The organism is Kribbella sp. NPDC056861 (assembly GCF_040687575.1).
GTDB lineage: Bacteria > Actinomycetota > Actinomycetes > Propionibacteriales > Kribbellaceae > Kribbella.
Genome location: NZ_JBFBNQ010000006.1, coordinates 210,938 through 228,003 on the forward strand (window position 1 = coordinate 210,938; position 17,066 = coordinate 228,003).

Below are 17,066 nucleotides of genomic sequence, written 5' to 3' on the forward strand. Positions count from 1 at the left end.
GCCTACTGATCGGAGCATGATGAAACGCAAGCACATCTCGGTCGCCATCGCGGCGATAGCAGCAGTGGTGATGTCCGTCCTCGTGGTACCGACGGCCCAGGCCGCACCGGTGAGCGCGGCCTTCACGAAGGTGTCGGACTGGGGTAGCGGATTCGAGGGCAAGGTGACCGTCACGAACGGCACCTCCGCCGCGATCAGCACCTGGTCGGTCGCCCTGGACTTCCCGTCCGGCTACAGCGTCAGCAGCTCGTGGGACGCGGTCCGCAGTACCAGCGGGCAGACCCACACCTTCACTCCGCCCAGCTGGGCGGGGCCGTTGGCTCCCGGCGCCAGCGTCACCTTCGGCTTCAACGGCAGCCCGGGTAACTTCCCCGGTATCGCCGCCTGCCGCCTCAACGGTGGGTCCTGTACTGGCGGAGGCGGCGGGACAGTCCCCGGTGCACCCAGCGGACTAGCCGGTACTTCGACCGCCTCGTCCGTCAGCCTCACCTGGTCGGCTGCTAGCGGGGCTACCAGCTACAACGTCTACCGCAACGGCACCAAGGTCGGTACGCCGACCGGTACGTCGTACACGGACTCCGGCCTGTCCGCCAACACGGCGTACAGCTATCAGGTCAGTGGCTCCAACAGTGCAGGCGAAGGCGCCAAGAGCGGTGCCGTCTCGGTCACCACCAAGACAGGTGGCACCGACCCGGACCCGGTGGGCACCCGTAGGGCCGCGCCGTACCTCTACATGGGCTGGGGCGACCCGCCGAACCCGGCGACGGTCATGAGCGCCACCGGCATCAAGTGGTTCACGATGGCCTTCATCCTGTCGTCCGGCGGCTGCAACCCGGCCTGGGACGGCGCACGGCCGCTGCAGGGCAGCGCCGACGCCAATGCGATCGCGCAGATCCGCGCGGCCGGCGGCGACATCGTGCCGTCGATCGGCGGCTGGAGCGGTAACAAGCTCGGCCCGAACTGCAGTACGCCGGAAGCGCTCGCCGGCGCCTACCAGCAGGTGATCAGCGCCTACGGCCTGAAGGCGATCGACGTCGACATCGAGAACTCCGACGAGTTCGAGAACGAGGTCGTCCAGGACCGGATCCTGAACGCGCTGAAGATCGTCAAGCAGAACAACCCCGGGATCCAGACGATCCTGACCTTCGGCACCTCGACCACCGGCCCGAACTACTACGGCAACCGGCTGATCGAGCGGTCCAAGGCGCTCAACGCGAACATCGACATCTTCACCCTGATGCCGTTCGACTTCGGCAGCGGCAACATCTACAACGACACGGTCGGCGCCTCCACCGGCCTGAACAACAAGCTGAAGTCCGTCTTCGGCTGGACCACCGCGCAGGCCTACGCCCACCAGGGCATCTCCGGCATGAACGGTCTGTCCGACCAGCAGGAGCTGACCACCACGGCAACCTGGCAGAACATCACCACCTGGGCCAAGACCAACGGCCTCGGGCGGCTGGCGTTCTGGTCGGTGAACCGCGACCGCGGCTGCGCGGGCGGCGGCGTCGTCTCCAACTGCAGTGGGATCGCCCAGCCCGACTGGGAGTTCACCCGCATCACTGCAGGCTTCTAGCAGCACCGGTACGGCGGACGAGGGCCCCCACTCGTTCGCCGTGCCGGGCTCGTACGGTCGAAGCCCCGGTGGGCTTCCGAATCTGAAAGCGCAGTGAAAGCAGCCTCCGCCATGCTCGGCATGGGAGGCGCCGTGGAGTTCAAACTGCTGGGGGACGTGGAGATCTCGGCCGCCGGGAAACCGGTCCGGCTGGGATCACCCAAGCAACGAACGCTGACTGCTCTGCTGCTGGCGAAGACCAACGCAGTCGTCGGTCTGCCGCAGATCACCGAGGAACTCTGGAGCGAGCAGCCGCCGAGGTCAGCGACAGCGAACATCCGCACGTACGCGGCCCGGCTGCGAGCAACACTGCCCGCGGCCGAGCGCGACCGGTTGACCGTCGGGCCTCTCGGCTACCGGCTGCGAGTCAACGCGGACGAGCTCGACCTGTCCGTCTTCGAAAGCGCTGCGAACACCGGCAGGCTGGCACTCGAACGCGGTGCCACCGAGGAGGCCCTTCAGGCTCTGGACCTGGCTCTCGCTCAGTGGCACGGCCGCTTCGCCCAAGACGTTCGGACAGGTCCGTCGTTGACCGCGCGAGAGGTCGCCGTCGAGGACCGCCGGCTCGCGGCCGAAGAAGACCGCTGTGCCGCCCTGCTGGCACTCCGAAGAGCCCGTACCGCGATCGCTCCTCTCCAGGCACTGGTCGCCGCGCAGCCGTTGCGGGAGCGGAGCTGGTCCCTGCTGATGCGCGCGCTGTACGCCGTCCACGATCCCGCAGGCGCCATCCGCGCCTTCACCGCGGCCCGGGCTGCACTGATCGAGACACTCGGCATCGAGCCAGGCACAGAACTCCGCGACCTGTACCTGGCGATCCTGCGTCGCGATCCCGCTCTCTGCACCGACGCCGGTGCCGTAGCGGTGAAACCCCGGCAACTGCCGCCACCTCCGCTGCTGGCTGGCAGGTGTGACGAGCTCGAGCGTCTGACCGATCAGCTCGGCCGCCCCGGGAGCCTGGTCTCGATCCACGGTCCCGCCGGAGCCGGCAAGTCCGCGTTGGCACTCGCCGCAGCTGATGCCGTAGCCGAGCGCTACCCGGACGGCAGCCTCTACCTCGATCTTCGCCGCCAGCCGCGAGTGGAGAAGGCGCTGGTCGGCTTGGTCCGCGCCATCACCGCCTCGACCGTCGATCCGGACTGTGCCGACGCACAGCTCCGGTCCCTGCTCGCGAGCCGCAGCATGCTGCTGGTGCTGGACAACGCGACGCATGTGGCGCAAATCAGGCCGTTGATCCCTTCCTCCTCTCTATGTGCGGTCCTGGTGACCAGCCGGCAGTCACTGTGCACGCTGGACGGCGCGACTCCGCTGCACCTCGGGGGGCTCAGCAACTCCGGAGGCTTGGCGCTACTGGGCCTGTTCGTCCCACCCGCCAGGCTGCAGGCCGAGCCGGCCGCTGCTCAGCGACTGGTAGAGCTCTGCGGCCAGTTGCCGCTGGCACTCCGGATCGCGGCGGCAAGACTGGCAGGGCATCCGCGCTGGAGACTTGCCGACCTGGCAGCTCGGCTCGACGACGAGCGCTGCCTCCTCGACGAGTTCGAGTCCGAGGATCTTGCGCTCAGAGACCGCCTGCGCGACGCGTACGACGTACTGGCTGCTGGTGGCCGGACGGATCAGCTGGCCGCGAAGGCTCTCCACTGGGCTGGGGGCAGGCCAGCTCCCGAACTCCGGGCAAGCGACCTGGCGGCGACTCTGGGCCAGTCCGTGCCGATCGCCGTACGCGCGTTGGACCGACTGGTGGAGCACGGGCTGCTCGACCAGCCGAGTCACGACCGGTACCGGTTGCCCAAGCTCACCAGGCTGTTCGCAGCGGAGCTCAGCTTGGCTGCCGGGCCATGACGCCGATCAGGTTGCCGGCCCCGAACAGTCCACAGGCCCGCGAATCCATGCTGTTCTCCAGATTGTCCGCCAGTACTGCGAACAGCCCGGCAGGCGTCGGCGCATCCGCCGGAAGCCCGGCCGCCGCCGCGATCAGCTCTGGTAGCGGATCGCCCTCGATCGCCACTACGCGCTTGATCAGCTGCATCGAGACCGGTACCCGGGTCTTGTGCTCCTCGGTGTCCCACCGGACGACGACGATGTCACCCCGCCGCAGGGACTCGGGTCCGGACCGCCGGACCAGCACCCGTTCCCCACCGGTCAAAGCAGGCGACATGCTCGCTCCCTGAACCGTCACCAACAGGTACCGCCGGCGCACACACCAGACGGCGATCGCAGCGAGCAGACCAACGGGGAGAAGGATCATTGGCCGACCAGCTCGTCCAGGTGATATCCCTTGGCCTGGAGGCGAAAGAGCCGCGCATAAGCACCATCCAGCATCATCAGCTCGTCGTGACTCCCTTGCTCCATCACCTGGCCCGACTCCAGTACGACGATGCGGTCGGCCTCGCGCAGACTTCCCAGCCGGTGTGAGATCAGCACGCTCGTACGACCGGCGCGGTGCTGCTGCAACCGCTGGTGCAGTTCGTGTTCCGCCTCGGCGTCCAGGCCGGAGGCCGGCTCGTCGAGGATCATCAGATCGCAGTGGTCGCGCAGCATCGCCCGCGCCAGCGCGACCCGCTGCCACTGCCCGCCGGACAGGTGGACGCCGGCGGCCTGAGCACTCTTCTCGGCCTGGTCGACGAAAACCCTGGACAGCAAGGTGTCGTAGCCGTTGGGCAGGTCGTCGAGCAGCTCATGGGCGCCTGCCCTGTGGGCAGCGGCGACGATCCTGGCTCGAGTATCGACGGCGTCGATGTCACCGAGTCCGACGTTCTCGGCTGCCGTCAGGTCATAGGTCATGTAGTCCTGGAAGACGGCGCCGATCCGCCGGCGTAGCTCCGCCGGGTCGATCTCGCGCAGATCTCGGCCGTCCCACCGGATCGCGCCGCGCTCGGGGTCGTAGTACCGGCAGAGCAGCTTGACCAGAGTGCTCTTGCCGGCGCCGTTGAGACCGACGAGGCCGACTGATCCGCCGTACGGGATGGCCAGGTCGACCCCTCGCAGGATCCAGGGATGGCTCGGCGAGTAGCGGAACCAGACGTCCTCGAACTCGATACCGCGCGCCAGGACGGGCAGGGATCTCGGCACCGGCTCGACCGGCAGGTCGGGTCCCGCACCGACGACCGCGCGGTAGTGCTCGAACATCATCAGCTGGTGATGCGCGCCGGACAGCTCGGTGACCAGCGAGCCCAGCGCAAGCTGGACGCCGCCGACAGCGGCGACGAAGAGGGTCAGGTCGCCGACCGACAGGTTGCCGGCCGCAGCGGATCGCACGGCCCACAACAGCCCTGCCCCGGCGACCAGCGCACTCATCAGGCCGAGACTGCCCTGGGTCAGCAGCTCGGACCGGGCAGTCCGGCGTTCGGCAGCATTGGCCGTGACCCGCTCGGCCCGCATCCGGCGGCGGAAGTACTGGCCGGTGCCGAACAGCCGGACCTCCTTGGCCGCCTCGACCGTGGTCAGCAGGGCGCTGAAGAAGAACTCACGCCGCAGGACCGGCTCGATCTGCTGGTACATCCGGACCCGCTGTCTGGACAGCCGGAACTCCGCGATCGCCATCGGGACCGCGCTGGCCGAGACGGCAAGCGCCATCACCGGGCTGATCGCGAGCAGCGACACCAGGAACCCCGCCACCGTCAGGCCGGAGCGGACCAGTGTGAGCATCGCGCTCAGCACCCGGCCTGGTGCGACACCACCCGCGTTGCGGGCCAGCCCCAACTTGTCCAGGAACTCCGGATCCTCGAACCGGCCGAGCCCGACGAACTTGTTCACGGCCGCGTACAGCTGGTCGTCCGCGACCAGTGCGACGGCCCGCTCGAGCTGGTCGGACACATAGCGGACACAGCTGGGAAGCACGGTGAGCGCGATCCCCGCGACTCCGAGTCCGAGGCCCAGCAGGACGGCGGTGCCCGACTCCATCCGCCCGCCGGCAATCCCATCCAGCAGCAACTTCGTGAGCCAGGACAGGACGACCGGCTCCAGACCACCGAGGATGGTGAACACCAGGTAGGCGACCACGATCGCAGGCCCGCCGAGCCAGACCAGCCGGAGTACCTGGACCAGCCCGGCGACCCGGAACGGCTGCTCCTTCACACCGGGGTCACGACCGACAGGACACCTGGGTCGCGCTCGGAACGGAGTACCCGGCCGTGCGAGTCGACGGTGCCGAACAGTGGGTAGGCGGCGGCCTCGAACGCAGTACCGACCTGGCCGTCCGGTCCTTCGACTAGGACTCTGGCCACGGGCGCCAGCGTTGCGACGTACTCGGCAGCCTTCTCTTCGTCGCCTGAGATGACCACGAGCGTGCTGGCACGTCCACCTGGCCAGTTGGCGACCGTCTCGGCCAGCTCGGGCAGGCTCTTGCGGCACGGAGTGCAGCCAGGCATCAGGAACGCCACCAGCGTCTCACCCGTCAGCAGATCCCGGCTGATGGCTTCACCGTCAACCGTCGTACCGCTGAAGTCAGCGACCCGGCGGCCGACCGGCAGCCCGGCGTTCTGGTCGGATCCATGACCGGCCGCGAGCGAGGCCAGCTGCTCGGTGTGCTCCCGCAGCCGCCGGATCACCGCGAAGATCAGCAACAGGTTGAGCAATGTCAGCAGTACGGCGAATGCGACGAGTCCGGCCACAGCAGCTCTCCTTCCAGTGGATCAAGGAGTGCAAGGTAGGCAGCGCCTCGATAGACCGGCTACACGCGGGTGTGTATCGGATCTATCGGCTCCTTCCCTACCGTCCGATCCCAAGGTGATGCCGGACTGCGAGGGAGATGCTGCAGGTGATCGAGCTGCTCTGCCGATCCGTGCTGGTGGTCGTGCTGTTGACCGCGGCAGCCTCGAAGCTCCGGTCCAGGAGGGCCTTCAGCGACTTCGCTGCGAGTCTCGCCGTGCTGGTTCCGCGCCGCAGCCGGCTGACAGCCGCTGCACTGACCAGCGGCGAGGTACTGGCGGCCGTTGGGCTGGTGGTGGCGCCGTTGGCCGGCTACGCCGGGACCGTCGCGCTCTTCGCGGCCCTTTCGGCAGGGGTCGCGCTGGTACTACGTCGCCGGCTGCAGGTGCGCTGCCGCTGCTTCGGCGCTGGCACTGCCGTGTTGAGCAAAGGCCATCTGGTCCGCAACCTACTGCTGACAGCGATTGCCATGGCAGGGCTGGGGGCGCAGTTCGTCGCTGCACCTGACGGGCTGGACGCGGTGGCGATCACCTTGATCGCGGGCGGAGCCGTCATCGGCTTCTGCCTGACCCGCTGGGACGACCTGTCTGCCTTGCTCGGACTCGGCCAGTGAGCCGAGCTTGCGTCTGTCGGCGCCGTGACGCGGCGCCGATCACGTCGAGGCAAGGAGGGAGGTGATTCTCGTGAAGCGACTGATCAACAAGGTGGGAGACCGGATGCTCGGACTGGTGGCTCCCAAGATCGAGGCCGAGGCTGCGGTCAGCGTGATCTGCTGCGACCTCTGTGGGTGTAGAAACCCGAACGGCCAGTGCGTGAGGTGTTCCTGCACCTTGTGTGGTTGACCGTCTGAGCAGACGGTTCCGGGTGCTCACCCGCGAAGGAGGACCCGGAACCGTCGAGACAGGTCAGCCGGCCTTGATTGCCTGGACGATCAGCTCGTTGCGTGCGTCCTGGCCGTACGGGATCGAGGTGTGGTTGCCTTCGCGGAGATAGGTGCTGAGGCGGGTCGGTTTGGCTGCCAGCCACTCTGCCCAGCGGACGATTCGCAGGTTCGAGTAGCGCCGTTGTGCGTCGGCGAGTTGCATGTTGACCCAGGCGCTGTTGCGCTGGTCTGCCAGTTGCAGGGTGGCGCCCTGGCCGGTGCGCGCGACCTGGGTGTTGACCCAGAACACCGTGGTCCGCGAGCCGACGATGCTCATCGCCCGATCGATCTGCGCGGCCATCACCGGTGGCGTGAAGATGTCGTTGCTGCCACACGCCATCAGCACCCGGCGCGGCAGCCCGTACGTCGCCTTCCAGTTCGCCAGTTCGTCGACGGTCTCCTTGGTCGGCCGGCCCGACCAGTTGTTCACGGCGAGATCCAGCTTCAGCGTGCCCATCAAGCGGATCGACAACGCCTTGCCGTCCTGTACTCCGATGCTGTCACCGAACATGAACACCCCGTTGGCAGCCAGCACCCGCTGGACCGTCGAGGCCGGGGCGACGGCCTTGGTCAGGTGTTTCCAGGCGCCGAGATCCCCCGATCCGTAGCCGCCGGCGGCCGCAGTACCGGTGGTCGCCACCGTCGACGCGGCTGCCACCGCCCCTGCCATGAACACTTGTCTTCGATTGGGCCTCACGCCACTCAAAAGCTTCCTCACTGCGCAGACTGTATATAGGCCGAGAGTCTTCGGAACTTGCGACGTGGGTCTGAGATGCCTGTCGCACGTGCCCGCCGTCACCTCCGGCACCTACAGCAACCCCGCGCCGACGGGGGCACTGTCTGTTGCTCTTGTCTGTTGCTCTTGTCTGTTGCTCTTGTCTGTTGCTCTTGTCTGTTGCTCTTGTCACTTGCGCTTCGGGTGGGTGAGGGGCGGCGGCATAGTCGGGGTTGTGGAGAGTGGCTATCGACCAGGCGATGCGGGGTATCGCAGGTTGTCGGTGGCCTTGTTCGCAGCCGGGCTGGCCACGTTCGCGATGCTTTACAGCACTCAGGCGTTGCTGCCGGAGTTGGCTCGGGTGTTTCAAGTTTCAGCCGGACAGAGTGCGTTCAGTGTTTCCGTGGCGACGCTCGGGCTGGGGCTGGCGCTGCTAGGAGCCGGAGCGGTTTCTGAGGTTGTCGGGCGGACCAAGGTGATGCGGTGGTCGGTGGCGGCGGCTGCGGTGATGGCTGTGTTGTGTGTGGTCGCGCCTACCTGGCACGTGTTGCTGGTGCTCAGAGGTGTGCAGGGGGTGGCGTTGGCGGGGTTGCCGGCGGTGGCTGTGGCGTACCTGCGGGAGGAGGTGCACGACGACAGCTTGGCCAGGGCTAGCGGGCTCTACATCGCCGGTACTGCGGTGGGCGGCATGACTGGTCGCCTGATTGCCGGCGGGCTGGCTGACCTGGGTGGTTGGCGGCTGGCGCTGGGCGGGATCGCGGTGATGGGAGTGGCGTGTGCGGTGCTGGTTGCCGTATTGCTGCCGGAGTCGAGGCACTTTGTGAAGGCTCAGGGCAGTCGGCAGACGCTGCGGGTGCTGAGGGATCCGGCGTTGCTGGCACTGTACGGGATCGCGGCCACGGCGATGGGGGCGTTCGTCGCTGTCTACAACGCGACGGGGTTTCGGCTTGCGGCTGAGCCGTATGGGTTGGGGCCTGGGCCGGCTGGGCTGGTGTTCGCTGTGTATCTCTGCGGGTCAGCGGCATCGGCAGTGGCCGGCAGATTGGCTGACACGTATGGGCGTCGGGCGGTGGTCCCCGTCGGTTGCCTGGTGACTCTGGCGGGCCTTGCCATCACCCTGAGCGCACCACTCCCCCTGGTCATCGCCGGGCTGGCAGTGATGACGGCTGGGTTCTTCGCTGTGCACGGCGTCGCCAGCGGGTGGGTCGCAGTACGGGCGCATGCGGGTGGTGGCGGCACAGGGCAGGCTGCCAGCTTCTACCTCTTCGCGTACTACCTGGGCTCATCCGTCTTCGGCGGCCTAGCCGGTACTGCGTGGTCGCACGCCGCCTGGCCCGGGGTTGCCACCGAGGCGGGCGCGCTGCTGCTCATCACTCTGGTCTTGGCTCTGCTGTTGAGGCGCAGTGCCAAACTGACCACATGACGCGAGCAACCGAGGCGGCGACCGAGCTGGGCCTGGCGTACGAGGTCACCACTCACGGCCGGGTGAACTCTCTCGAGGAGGCCGCGGCCGCCCGAGGCATCGAGCCGGCGAAGCTGATCAAGACGATCGTCGTGCGGCTGGCCGACGACGACTACCGGTTCATCCTGGTCCCCGGGGACCGGGAGATCGCCTGGCCCAAGCTGCGCGCGTTGCTCGGCATCAACCGGATCTCGATGCCCAGTGCTGACACGGCGCTCGACGTAACCGGCTACGTGCGCGGGACGATCACTCCGCTCGGCAGCACCAACGCCTGGCCGGTGATTGCCGATGACCGGATCACCGGCACCATCTCGATCGGTGGCGGCGACCACGGCACCGGGCTGACAGTGGACGCCGAGGACTTGCTCAAGGCCCTCGACGCCACCGTCGCAGACGTCACGGACTAGGCGGGGTTGCACCCCGCCCTAAGCCAGCAAACCGCGCTGACCCGCCCGCAGCCCGGCCTGGAAACGCGTAGTCGCGTCAAGTGCCTTCAGGATCCGTTGCATGCGCCGCTCGACCGTCCGCTGCGCCACCCCGAGCCGGCGAGCGATCGCCTGATCAGTGAGACCAGCCGCTGCCAGGGCCAGCAACTGCTGGTCCTCGAAGCTCAACGGTCCGTCCGAGGCTGACGGTGACAGCGGGCTCGCCTGCTGCCAGAGCAGCTCGAACAACCGCACCAGACCGTCCAGCAAGGTGGACGGCCCGATCTCGATGAGCTCCTGCCCGGACTGCAGCAGCCCGGTCCGCTGATCGGCGACCACCAGCTTCAGCGGTACGTCGCGCAGCATCCGGCAGCTGGGCCCAGCACTACGGGCAGCAGCGATCTCCGCAGGCTCCACGAGCGCAGCCATGTCGTAGATCGTCCGGTAAGCCACTCCATGCGCCCGCCGTGGCTCAATAGGCAGTACTACGAACGGCGGCTTGTCCAGCACCAGTACTTCGGTCTGCGCACTCTGCTGCGCCTGGTAGAACCGTTGCGCCATCGCCTGCTGCCCGCGGATCACCGTGAACGGCCCGGCATCGCGCCGAGCCCGGAACTCCTCAGAGAGCGCAGCAGCGCCCAGCCGCGCCTGGACTATCGCCGCCTGCTTGCGAAGTGCCAGCAGCTCTACCGCAGCCTCGGGCACGGCGGGGGTGTAGCGGGCCGGGCGTCCCGGAGTACGGGAAGCCAGGCCCAGGGTCAGCAGCGAGCGGAGGTGCCGGGCCACCCGTGCGGTGGCCCAGCCCGTGTCAGTCGCCAGTTCGGTCGCAGATGCTTCCGGCCGGGCCAGAAGCACCCGGTAGAGCTGCTCGTCCTCGGAGCAGACACCTAGTGCTTCCAGCACGGGAGCGGGTCGGTAGTTGTGCATGGTCAGGGCAGCGAGTGGACGTGGGAGCCGACCTGGTTGGCGAACTGATTGCCGTTCAGCGCGTCCCAGTTGGTCGACCAGGTCATCGCGCCACGCAGGGTCGGCCACGTGGTGCTCGGCTTGAAGCTGCCGCAGTTGGTGCCCTTGGCGAGGCAGTCCAGCGCGTTGTTGACGATCGTCGGCGACACGTAGCCGCTCCCGGCGCCCCGGGTCGAGGCAGGCAGTCCCAGCCCGACCTGGTCGGGCCGCAGACCGTTCTGCAGCATGATGCAGGCCTGCGCGGTGATGAAGTCGACCGAGCCCTGCGAGTACACCGCTCCGTTGCAGCCGAGCATCGCGCCGGAGTTGTAGTACTGCACGTTGACGATGGTCAGGATGTCCTTGATCGCCAGCGCCAGCTTGAAGTACTCGTACGTCGGCGCCTGCATGTCGATCGTCTGCGGCGCCATCGTGATGATCAGCCCGCTGCCGAAGCTGCTCCGCAGGCTCTGCAATGCCTGACCCATGTACTGCGCGTTGACGCCGTTCTCCAGGTCGATGTCGATCCCGTTGAACCCGTACTCCCGCAGTACCGACAGGGAGGTGCTGGCGAAGTTGGCGGCCGCCGTCGAGTTGGCCACCGAGATGGTGCCGCGCTCGCCGCCGACGGACAGGATGACCTTCTTGCCGGCCGCCTTCTTGGCCGCGATGTCCGCCTTGAATTGGGCCACCGTGTAGCCGTTCAGGCCGGCGCTGTCGAGGTTGAAGGTGATGCCACCCGGCCGGGAGGCGTCCGCGTCGGCGAAGGCCACCGCGATCAGGTCGTACGCCGCGGGCACGTCGGAGATCTTCTGGACCGTCGCGCCGTTGTTGAAGTTCTGCCAGTAGCCGGTCAGCACGTGCTTGGGCAGGTTGCCCGGCGGCGGCTCGACCGGCCCGCTGGACGTCGTACCGGAGACAGTGGTGCCGTACGCCGAGCAGTTGCCGGCCGCGTCACAGGCACGCACCTTGAAGCTGTACGCCGTACTCGGGTTGAGACCCGTCGCCGTCCAGCTCGTCACGTTGCCGACGCTCTGCGGGGCGTCGGAGCCCCGTACTACGTCGTACCGGCTGACGCCGTTGGCGTCCGTCGCGGCCGACCAGTTCAGCTGCAGCGAGCTCGAGGTCGGGCTGCCGACCGTGAGACCACCCGGGGTCGTCGGGGGCGTCGTGTCCGGCGGCGGCCCGGTCCCACCCGGCCCGTCCAGTACTACGTCGTCCGCCTGGTACGCCGGGAGCCCGTACCAACCGTGCAGGTAGACCGTCACCGTGCTGGCCGAGGCGCTGGTGGTGAAGGTGGTGGTCAGCTGGGCCCAACCGGTGCTGGAGGTCCAGGTGCTGGTGCCACCGTCGGCGCCGAGGTACACGTTCGAGCCCTTGACCCAGGCCGACAGGGTGTAGGTCGAGCTGGGTTTGACCGAGACCGACTGGCTGCAGCGGGCGTTGTCACCCGAGGTGGGGCTGCCCTGCAGCTGGTAGGTGCCGGTGTGCGCCGAGCCACTGACCGCGGCTCCGGAGCCGGCCGTGCAGGACCAGCCGGCGAGGGTGCCGGTCTCGAAGGTCCCGTTGGTGACGAGGTTGGTCGCCGCGGAGCCGGTCTGAGTGATCAGGACCAGGCCGGTGACGGCGAGAAGCAGAGCTGACAGGACGGAGATGACCGCGGCGCGGGGGCGGTTCGAACGCGGGTTCATGAGACACAAAGTGTGATGGTGCAACTACATTGTCAAGACCCTACATAAAGTGGGAACGCTCTCACGCTCAAGAAAACTGAAAACTATATGGCTTTTTGAGGTTCAGCAGCCGACATCTGCCCGAACACGGGCAGGAACGGCAATTCGGTAAGCGCTTGCTGGGCAAGCTACCAGGCAGCGCCGGCGACCTGGAGGAGGAAAGGCGACGGCCCCCGGCGGGGGGGTGACCGGGGGCCGTCTTCGGCCACGGGCTCGGGGGGAGGAGCCGGGGGCCGATCAGGAGGCGACAGTCTGCCACTGTCGAGAGGTATCTACCCCCCGAATCCGGATCTCACACATCTCAGTTCAATTTCAACCGAGTGTCTGTCGAACCGGCGCTTGACGCTCGGTAGAAGCCATTCAAGCCAGTGCCACTGTCACACTGCTCAACAGTCTAACGGGAGACCCGTCTCCACGAAAGCCCGGGCCCCTCGGGCGTTTCGCCGGCCGCCCTATGCTCGTCGGTATGACGCCCCGCTCGGCCGCCTTCTTCGATCTCGACAAGACCATCATCGCCCGCTCCAGCACCCTGGCGTTCTCCCGTCCGTTCTACGCCGGCGGCCTGATCAACCGGCGCACCGTACTGCGCAGCGCGTACGCCCAGTTCGTCTACCTGCTCGGCGGCGCCGACCACGACCAGATGGAGCGGATGCGGCAGTACCTGTCCGCTATGTGCACAGGCTGGGACGTCGAGACGATCCGCGCGATCGTCGCCGACACCCTGCACCACATCGTCGAGCCGATGATCTACGACGAGGCGGTGTCGCTGATCGAGCAGCACCACGCGGCCGGCCGGGACGTGGTGATCGTCTCCACCTCCGGGGCCGAGGTGGTCGAGCCGATCGGCGCGATGCTCGGCGCCGACAAGGTGATCGCCACCCGGATGGTAGTTGCCGACGGCAAGTACACCGGCGAGATCTCGGAGTACGCCTACGGCCCGCGCAAGGCGTCCGCGATCACCGAGCTGGCCGCGGCGGAAGGCTATGACCTGCAGGCTTCCTACGGCTACTCCGACTCGATCACCGACGAGCCGTTGCTGGCCGCGGTCGGCCACCCGTTCGCGGTGAACCCGGACAAGGCGCTGCGCAAACTCGCAACCGAGCGCGACTGGCCGGTGCTCGACTTCAGCAAGCCGGTCGAGCTCGCCGACCGCACCCGGTTCCACGAGGTCCGCAAGCCGGCCGTCGCCGCCTCCCTGCTGGGCGCGGCGGTGGCCGTCGCCGGAGTGCTCCTGTACGCCGCCCGCCGGCGCGCGCGACCGGCCGGAAGTTGAGGCGGGCTCCGTTCTTCACAGCTTCATGAAGGTCGCGCAAACCCTTCCCATGCAGGGATCCGAAGAGTACAAAGGAACTACAAAGGATCTTCGGATCCGGTAGAGAATCGCACGGCAGCCAGGCACCCACGCGGCGACCAGCCCATCCCAACCGGGCAGCACGACCCCAGACTTCGGCCAACGCCGAAACCGTGGGGCGGCAGACAAGGTGCACGCTTGGTAACCAGGATGACGTGCTCGCGACGGCGCTCTCTTCGGAGAGCGCCGTTCGCTATTTCTCCCTTACTGGCTGGAAGTATTGAGCGGTGAACGCTCCGCGGAGAGCGCGATCACTTCGCAACTCCGCAGTAACCAAGCCTGTACGCCGACCAGCCCGCCACTCGCGTAGTCCCGCAGGCCCTGGGCATACGAGCCGGCCAGCTCCAACTGCCCGACCTCCGGCACCGTGACCGACAGCGGATCGATGCCCTTGGCAATCAAAACGGCGTGCTCGGCGGCCCGCGCCACCAGCCCGTTGGCGGTCGGGAACGGCCGGAGTACCGCGAGCTCGGCGTGCACGATCGCGGCCACCACCAGGCCCGGCGCCTTGGTCGGCCGGGTCAGCGCCTGGGCCAGTCCGCTCAGCCGCTCCCACATCTCGTCGGCGGACGGCGCCGGCAGCAGCCCGGGGATGTCGTCCGGGATCGGCTCCCGACTGGTCCGCAGGTGACCCAGCTGGTCTTCACTGCCGAGGTCGGCGGCGGCCAGCTGGTGCAGTCTGGTCCAGACCTTCACCGGCGCGGTGTTGAGCTGCGGCGCGAGGCCCATCAGCTCGCTGGTCATCCGGACCGCCCCGGCCGCCAACGCGTCACCGTCGCCCCGGCGTACCTCGTCCAGCGTCGACGGGCTACCGGCCAGTGCGGCGGACGCGTGGGCGCCCCGCAGCAGCGCCTCGGCGGTCATGTCGGCGCTGACCTTCCGCAGACCCCGGTCGCGCAACAGCACGTCGACCGCATCCCGGGCCGCCCGGGCCGCCGATCCGACCCCTTCGAGTCCGGCCAGCGGTTCGAACACATCAGAGGTCATGGACCGCACTCTAAGATGCAGACTCATGGCCGCCAGCACCGACTCCGCCGGGGTCCCCAGGTTCAGCATCGTGGTCCCGTGTCATGCGTCACGGGCCTGGCTGCGACCGTGCCTGGATTCGGTGCTGAGCCAGTCCTGGGCCGACTTCGAGATCATCGGGGTGGACGACGCGAGTCCGGACGGCAGCGGCCGGATCCTGGACGAGTACGCCGCGGCCGACCCGCGGGTCCGGGTGCTGCACCTGACCGAGAACGTAGGGCTCGGGCTGGCCCGCAACGAGGGGCTGAAGGAGTGCCGCGGCGACTACGTGCTGTTCCTCGACGCCGACGACACCTACCAGCCCGGCGCCCTGGCGGCGATCGCCCAGCGGATCGACGCGACCGACCGGCCGGACATCGTGATGTTCGACTACGAGCGGATCTTCTGGGACGGCCGGGTGGTCCGCAACCAGCGGCACGACGCGTTCGCCCGGGAGGGTGACGGGGTCTTCACCGCGCTCGAGCGGCCGGTCTTCCTGACCTTCCTCGAGGTGGTCTGGAACAAGGCGATCCGGCGCGACTTCCTCACCCTGCACGGGTTCGTCTTCACCGCCGGGTTCTACGAGGACGCGCCCTGGACCTACTCCACGATGCTGACCGCCGAGCGGATCGCGACCCTGGACAAGGTGGTCGTGCACTACCGGCAGCACCGCACCGGCGGCAACATCCACGCCACCGCGACCCGGCAGCAGTTCGAGATCTTCGACCAGTACGACCGGGTGCACGCGTTCATCAACTCCGACCCGGCGCTGGAAGGCTGGCGGCGGTTCGCCTTCGACCGGTCGCTGGACCACATCCTGGCCGTCCTGGACCGGCCCGAGCGGCTCGATCCGGACGACCGGGCCGAGTTCTTCCACGCCGCGGCCGCCTTCGCCAAGCGCTGGAAGCCCGACGGGTACGTCGTCGACCGGACCCGGCGCGGCTTCCGCCGCTGGCAGATCGTGCACGACGACTACGCGACGTACTGCACGCTGAAGCTGAGCGCCAAGGTGCTGAGCGTGCCCAGCCCGCGCAAGGCGGTCGGCAAACTGCTGCACCGCGACCTCGACCCGAACCTGGCCTTGTACGGCGCCTACTGGTTCAAGCAGTACGCCTGCAATCCGCGCGCGATCTACGAGAAGGCCGCCGAGCTGGCGCCGCAGATTCGCGGTGTCTGGGTGATCGACGCGGACCACGTCAGCGCGATCCCGGAGGGCGTCGAGTACGTGGTGGCCGGCTCCCCGGCGTACGGGAAGCTGTGCGCGAAGGCGACGTACTTCATCAGCAACATGAACCTGCCGAAGGAGTACGAGAAGCGCGACGGGCAGATCCATCTTCAGACCCAGCACGGCACGCCGCTGAAGACGATGGGCACCGATCTGCGGCACTACCCGGTCGCGGCGAAGGATCTCGACCTGGACGAGCTGATGCGCCAGGTCGACCGGTGGGACTACAACCTGTCCTCCAACCGGTACTCGTCGGAGATCTGGGAGCGCACCTACCCGGCGCACTTCGAGGACCTGGAGTACGGGTTCCCCCGCAACGACCGGCTGGTGAACGCGACGCTGGACGACGTCCGGGCGATCCGCGCGTCCTTCGGGTTCGACGACTCGAACCTGGTGGTGCTGTACTGCCCGACCTTCCGCGACGGCGTCGACTCGGTCCGTACTCCGGCCGGCCTGGTCGACCTCGGCGGTGACGGGATCCATCTCGACCTGGACCGGCTGGCCGCGGCCGCCGGCGATCACGGCCGGGTGCTGGTCCGCACGCACTACTCGCTGTCGAAGCACCCGTCGGCGCAGTCGCCGCGAGTGGTGGACGCGTCCGATCACCCCCGCGTCGAGGACCTGATGCTGGCGGCTGACGTGCTGATCTCGGACTATTCCTCGATCAGCTTCGACTACGCCAACCTCGACCGCCCGATCGTCGTGCTGGTCGACGACCTGGGCGCCTACGACAACAACCGCGGCACGTACTTCGACATCACCTCGTTCCCGCCCGGCCTGGTGGCGAGATCGCCCGAGGAGCTGCTCACCGCCCTGCAGACCGGCGCCTTCGCCAAGGCCGAGGCGGCCAAGCACCGGCAGCTGTTCCGGGAGAAGTTCTGCGAGTTCGACGACGGGCGCGCGGCCGAGCGGGTGGTCCGCCGGGTCTTCCTCGGCGAGACCGAGCTGCCGCCGATCACCCCGCTCGCCGATCGGCACCCGGCGCCTTCACCGCATCGGCTGTAACTCCGCGTCGTGCATAATGGTC

The 17,066-nt window shown here is 68.0% G+C and carries 14 protein-coding genes; 7 read left to right on the plus strand and 7 right to left on the minus strand.

Annotation, left to right across the window (positions count from 1 at the left end):
- Positions 1 to 16: 16 nt before the first annotated feature.
- Positions 17 to 1,576 carry a cellulose binding domain-containing protein gene (locus AB0P21_RS29185; protein WP_363700431.1) on the plus strand — a complete coding sequence of 520 codons (1,560 nt, stop codon included), beginning with the start codon at positions 17 to 19 and terminating at the stop codon, positions 1,574 to 1,576.
- 132 nt (positions 1,577 to 1,708) lie between these two features.
- Positions 1,709 to 3,451 (plus strand): BTAD domain-containing putative transcriptional regulator, encoded by a 1,743-nt coding sequence (locus tag AB0P21_RS29190; RefSeq protein ID WP_363700432.1) that lies wholly within the window; start codon positions 1,709 to 1,711, stop codon positions 3,449 to 3,451.
- Here the strand turns inward: AB0P21_RS29190 and AB0P21_RS29195 are convergent.
- The 3 genes from AB0P21_RS29195 to AB0P21_RS29205 are packed head-to-tail and all read right to left on the minus strand — an operon-like array spanning position 3,429 to position 6,222.
- On the minus strand, positions 3,429 to 3,857 hold the full coding sequence (locus AB0P21_RS29195) for a S26 family signal peptidase (protein WP_363700433.1): 429 nt from the start codon (positions 3,855 to 3,857) through the stop codon (positions 3,429 to 3,431). The genes AB0P21_RS29190 and AB0P21_RS29195 overlap by 23 nt on opposite strands.
- The gene (locus tag AB0P21_RS29200) at positions 3,854 to 5,686 is read right to left on the minus strand and encodes an ABC transporter ATP-binding protein (RefSeq protein ID WP_363700434.1); all 1,833 of its coding nucleotides are present in this window, start codon (positions 5,684 to 5,686) and stop codon (positions 3,854 to 3,856) included. Before AB0P21_RS29200 ends, AB0P21_RS29195 begins: the two co-directional genes overlap by 4 nt.
- A complete protein-coding gene (locus tag AB0P21_RS29205) occupies positions 5,683 to 6,222 on the minus strand; it encodes a redoxin domain-containing protein (protein ID WP_363700435.1) in 540 nt (179 codons plus the stop codon). The genes AB0P21_RS29200 and AB0P21_RS29205 overlap by 4 nt, the downstream gene beginning before the upstream one ends.
- A 137-nt stretch (positions 6,223 to 6,359) precedes the next feature.
- On the opposite strand from AB0P21_RS29205, the gene AB0P21_RS29210 reads away from it, so the two are divergent.
- The gene (locus tag AB0P21_RS29210; protein ID WP_363700436.1) at positions 6,360 to 6,872 is read left to right on the plus strand and encodes a MauE/DoxX family redox-associated membrane protein; all 513 of its coding nucleotides are present in this window, start codon (positions 6,360 to 6,362) and stop codon (positions 6,870 to 6,872) included.
- Positions 6,873 to 7,164: 292 nt separating this feature from the next.
- On the opposite strand, the gene AB0P21_RS29215 is transcribed toward AB0P21_RS29210, so the two are convergent.
- A complete protein-coding gene (locus tag AB0P21_RS29215) occupies positions 7,165 to 7,851 on the minus strand; it encodes a hypothetical protein (RefSeq protein WP_363700437.1) in 687 nt (228 codons plus the stop codon).
- Between the two features lie 328 nt (positions 7,852 to 8,179).
- Between AB0P21_RS29215 and AB0P21_RS29220 the strand changes: the two genes are divergently transcribed.
- Both AB0P21_RS29220 and AB0P21_RS29225 read left to right on the plus strand, forming a co-directional pair.
- Complete coding sequence (locus AB0P21_RS29220) at positions 8,180 to 9,319, plus strand: MFS transporter (RefSeq protein ID WP_363700438.1); 1,140 nt, start codon at positions 8,180 to 8,182, stop codon at positions 9,317 to 9,319.
- Positions 9,316 to 9,765: a YbaK/EbsC family protein gene (locus tag AB0P21_RS29225; protein WP_363700439.1), complete on the plus strand. Its 450-nt coding sequence runs from the start codon at positions 9,316 to 9,318 to the stop codon at positions 9,763 to 9,765. The genes AB0P21_RS29220 and AB0P21_RS29225 overlap by 4 nt, the downstream gene beginning before the upstream one ends.
- Before the next feature lie 18 nt (positions 9,766 to 9,783).
- On the opposite strand, the gene AB0P21_RS29230 is transcribed toward AB0P21_RS29225, so the two are convergent.
- Both AB0P21_RS29230 and AB0P21_RS29235 read right to left on the minus strand, forming a co-directional pair.
- Complete coding sequence (locus tag AB0P21_RS29230; protein WP_363700440.1) at positions 9,784 to 10,710, minus strand: helix-turn-helix domain-containing protein; 927 nt, start codon at positions 10,708 to 10,710, stop codon at positions 9,784 to 9,786.
- Positions 10,711 to 10,712: 2 nt separating this feature from the next.
- Complete coding sequence (locus AB0P21_RS29235; protein WP_363700441.1) at positions 10,713 to 12,419, minus strand: glycoside hydrolase family 18 protein; 1,707 nt, start codon at positions 12,417 to 12,419, stop codon at positions 10,713 to 10,715.
- A gap of 505 nt (positions 12,420 to 12,924) precedes the next feature.
- On the opposite strand from AB0P21_RS29235, the gene AB0P21_RS29240 reads away from it, so the two are divergent.
- The gene (locus tag AB0P21_RS29240) at positions 12,925 to 13,731 is read left to right on the plus strand and encodes an HAD family hydrolase (RefSeq protein ID WP_363700442.1); all 807 of its coding nucleotides are present in this window, start codon (positions 12,925 to 12,927) and stop codon (positions 13,729 to 13,731) included.
- Between the two features lie 282 nt (positions 13,732 to 14,013).
- On the opposite strand, the gene AB0P21_RS29245 is transcribed toward AB0P21_RS29240, so the two are convergent.
- A complete protein-coding gene (locus tag AB0P21_RS29245; RefSeq protein ID WP_363700443.1) occupies positions 14,014 to 14,796 on the minus strand; it encodes a Fic family protein in 783 nt (260 codons plus the stop codon).
- A gap of 25 nt (positions 14,797 to 14,821) precedes the next feature.
- On the opposite strand from AB0P21_RS29245, the gene AB0P21_RS29250 reads away from it, so the two are divergent.
- Positions 14,822 to 17,044, plus strand: a complete 2,223-nt coding sequence (locus tag AB0P21_RS29250; protein ID WP_363700444.1) for a CDP-glycerol glycerophosphotransferase family protein — start codon at positions 14,822 to 14,824, stop codon at positions 17,042 to 17,044.
- Positions 17,045 to 17,066 lie beyond the last annotated feature (22 nt).

Bases quoted from the DNA above. Each gene is read 5' to 3' on its own strand.
- AB0P21_RS29195 (WP_363700433.1), bottom strand. From the start codon at position 3,857: ATGATCCTTCTCCCCGTTGGTCTGCTCGCTGCGATCGCCGTCTGGTGT.
- AB0P21_RS29250 (WP_363700444.1), top strand. From the start codon at position 14,822: ATGGCCGCCAGCACCGACTCCGCCGGGGTCCCCAGGTTCAGCATCGTG.
- AB0P21_RS29215 (WP_363700437.1), bottom strand. From the start codon at position 7,851: ATGGCAGGGGCGGTGGCAGCCGCGTCGACGGTGGCGACCACCGGTACT.
- AB0P21_RS29185 (WP_363700431.1), top strand. From the start codon at position 17: ATGATGAAACGCAAGCACATCTCGGTCGCCATCGCGGCGATAGCAGCA.
- AB0P21_RS29210 (WP_363700436.1), top strand. From the start codon at position 6,360: ATGCTGCAGGTGATCGAGCTGCTCTGCCGATCCGTGCTGGTGGTCGTG.
- AB0P21_RS29240 (WP_363700442.1), top strand. From the start codon at position 12,925: ATGACGCCCCGCTCGGCCGCCTTCTTCGATCTCGACAAGACCATCATC.
- AB0P21_RS29235 (WP_363700441.1), bottom strand. From the start codon at position 12,419: ATGAACCCGCGTTCGAACCGCCCCCGCGCCGCGGTCATCTCCGTCCTG.
- AB0P21_RS29245 (WP_363700443.1), bottom strand. From the start codon at position 14,796: ATGACCTCTGATGTGTTCGAACCGCTGGCCGGACTCGAAGGGGTCGGA.
- AB0P21_RS29230 (WP_363700440.1), bottom strand. From the start codon at position 10,710: ATGCACAACTACCGACCCGCTCCCGTGCTGGAAGCACTAGGTGTCTGC.
- AB0P21_RS29225 (WP_363700439.1), top strand. From the start codon at position 9,316: ATGACGCGAGCAACCGAGGCGGCGACCGAGCTGGGCCTGGCGTACGAG.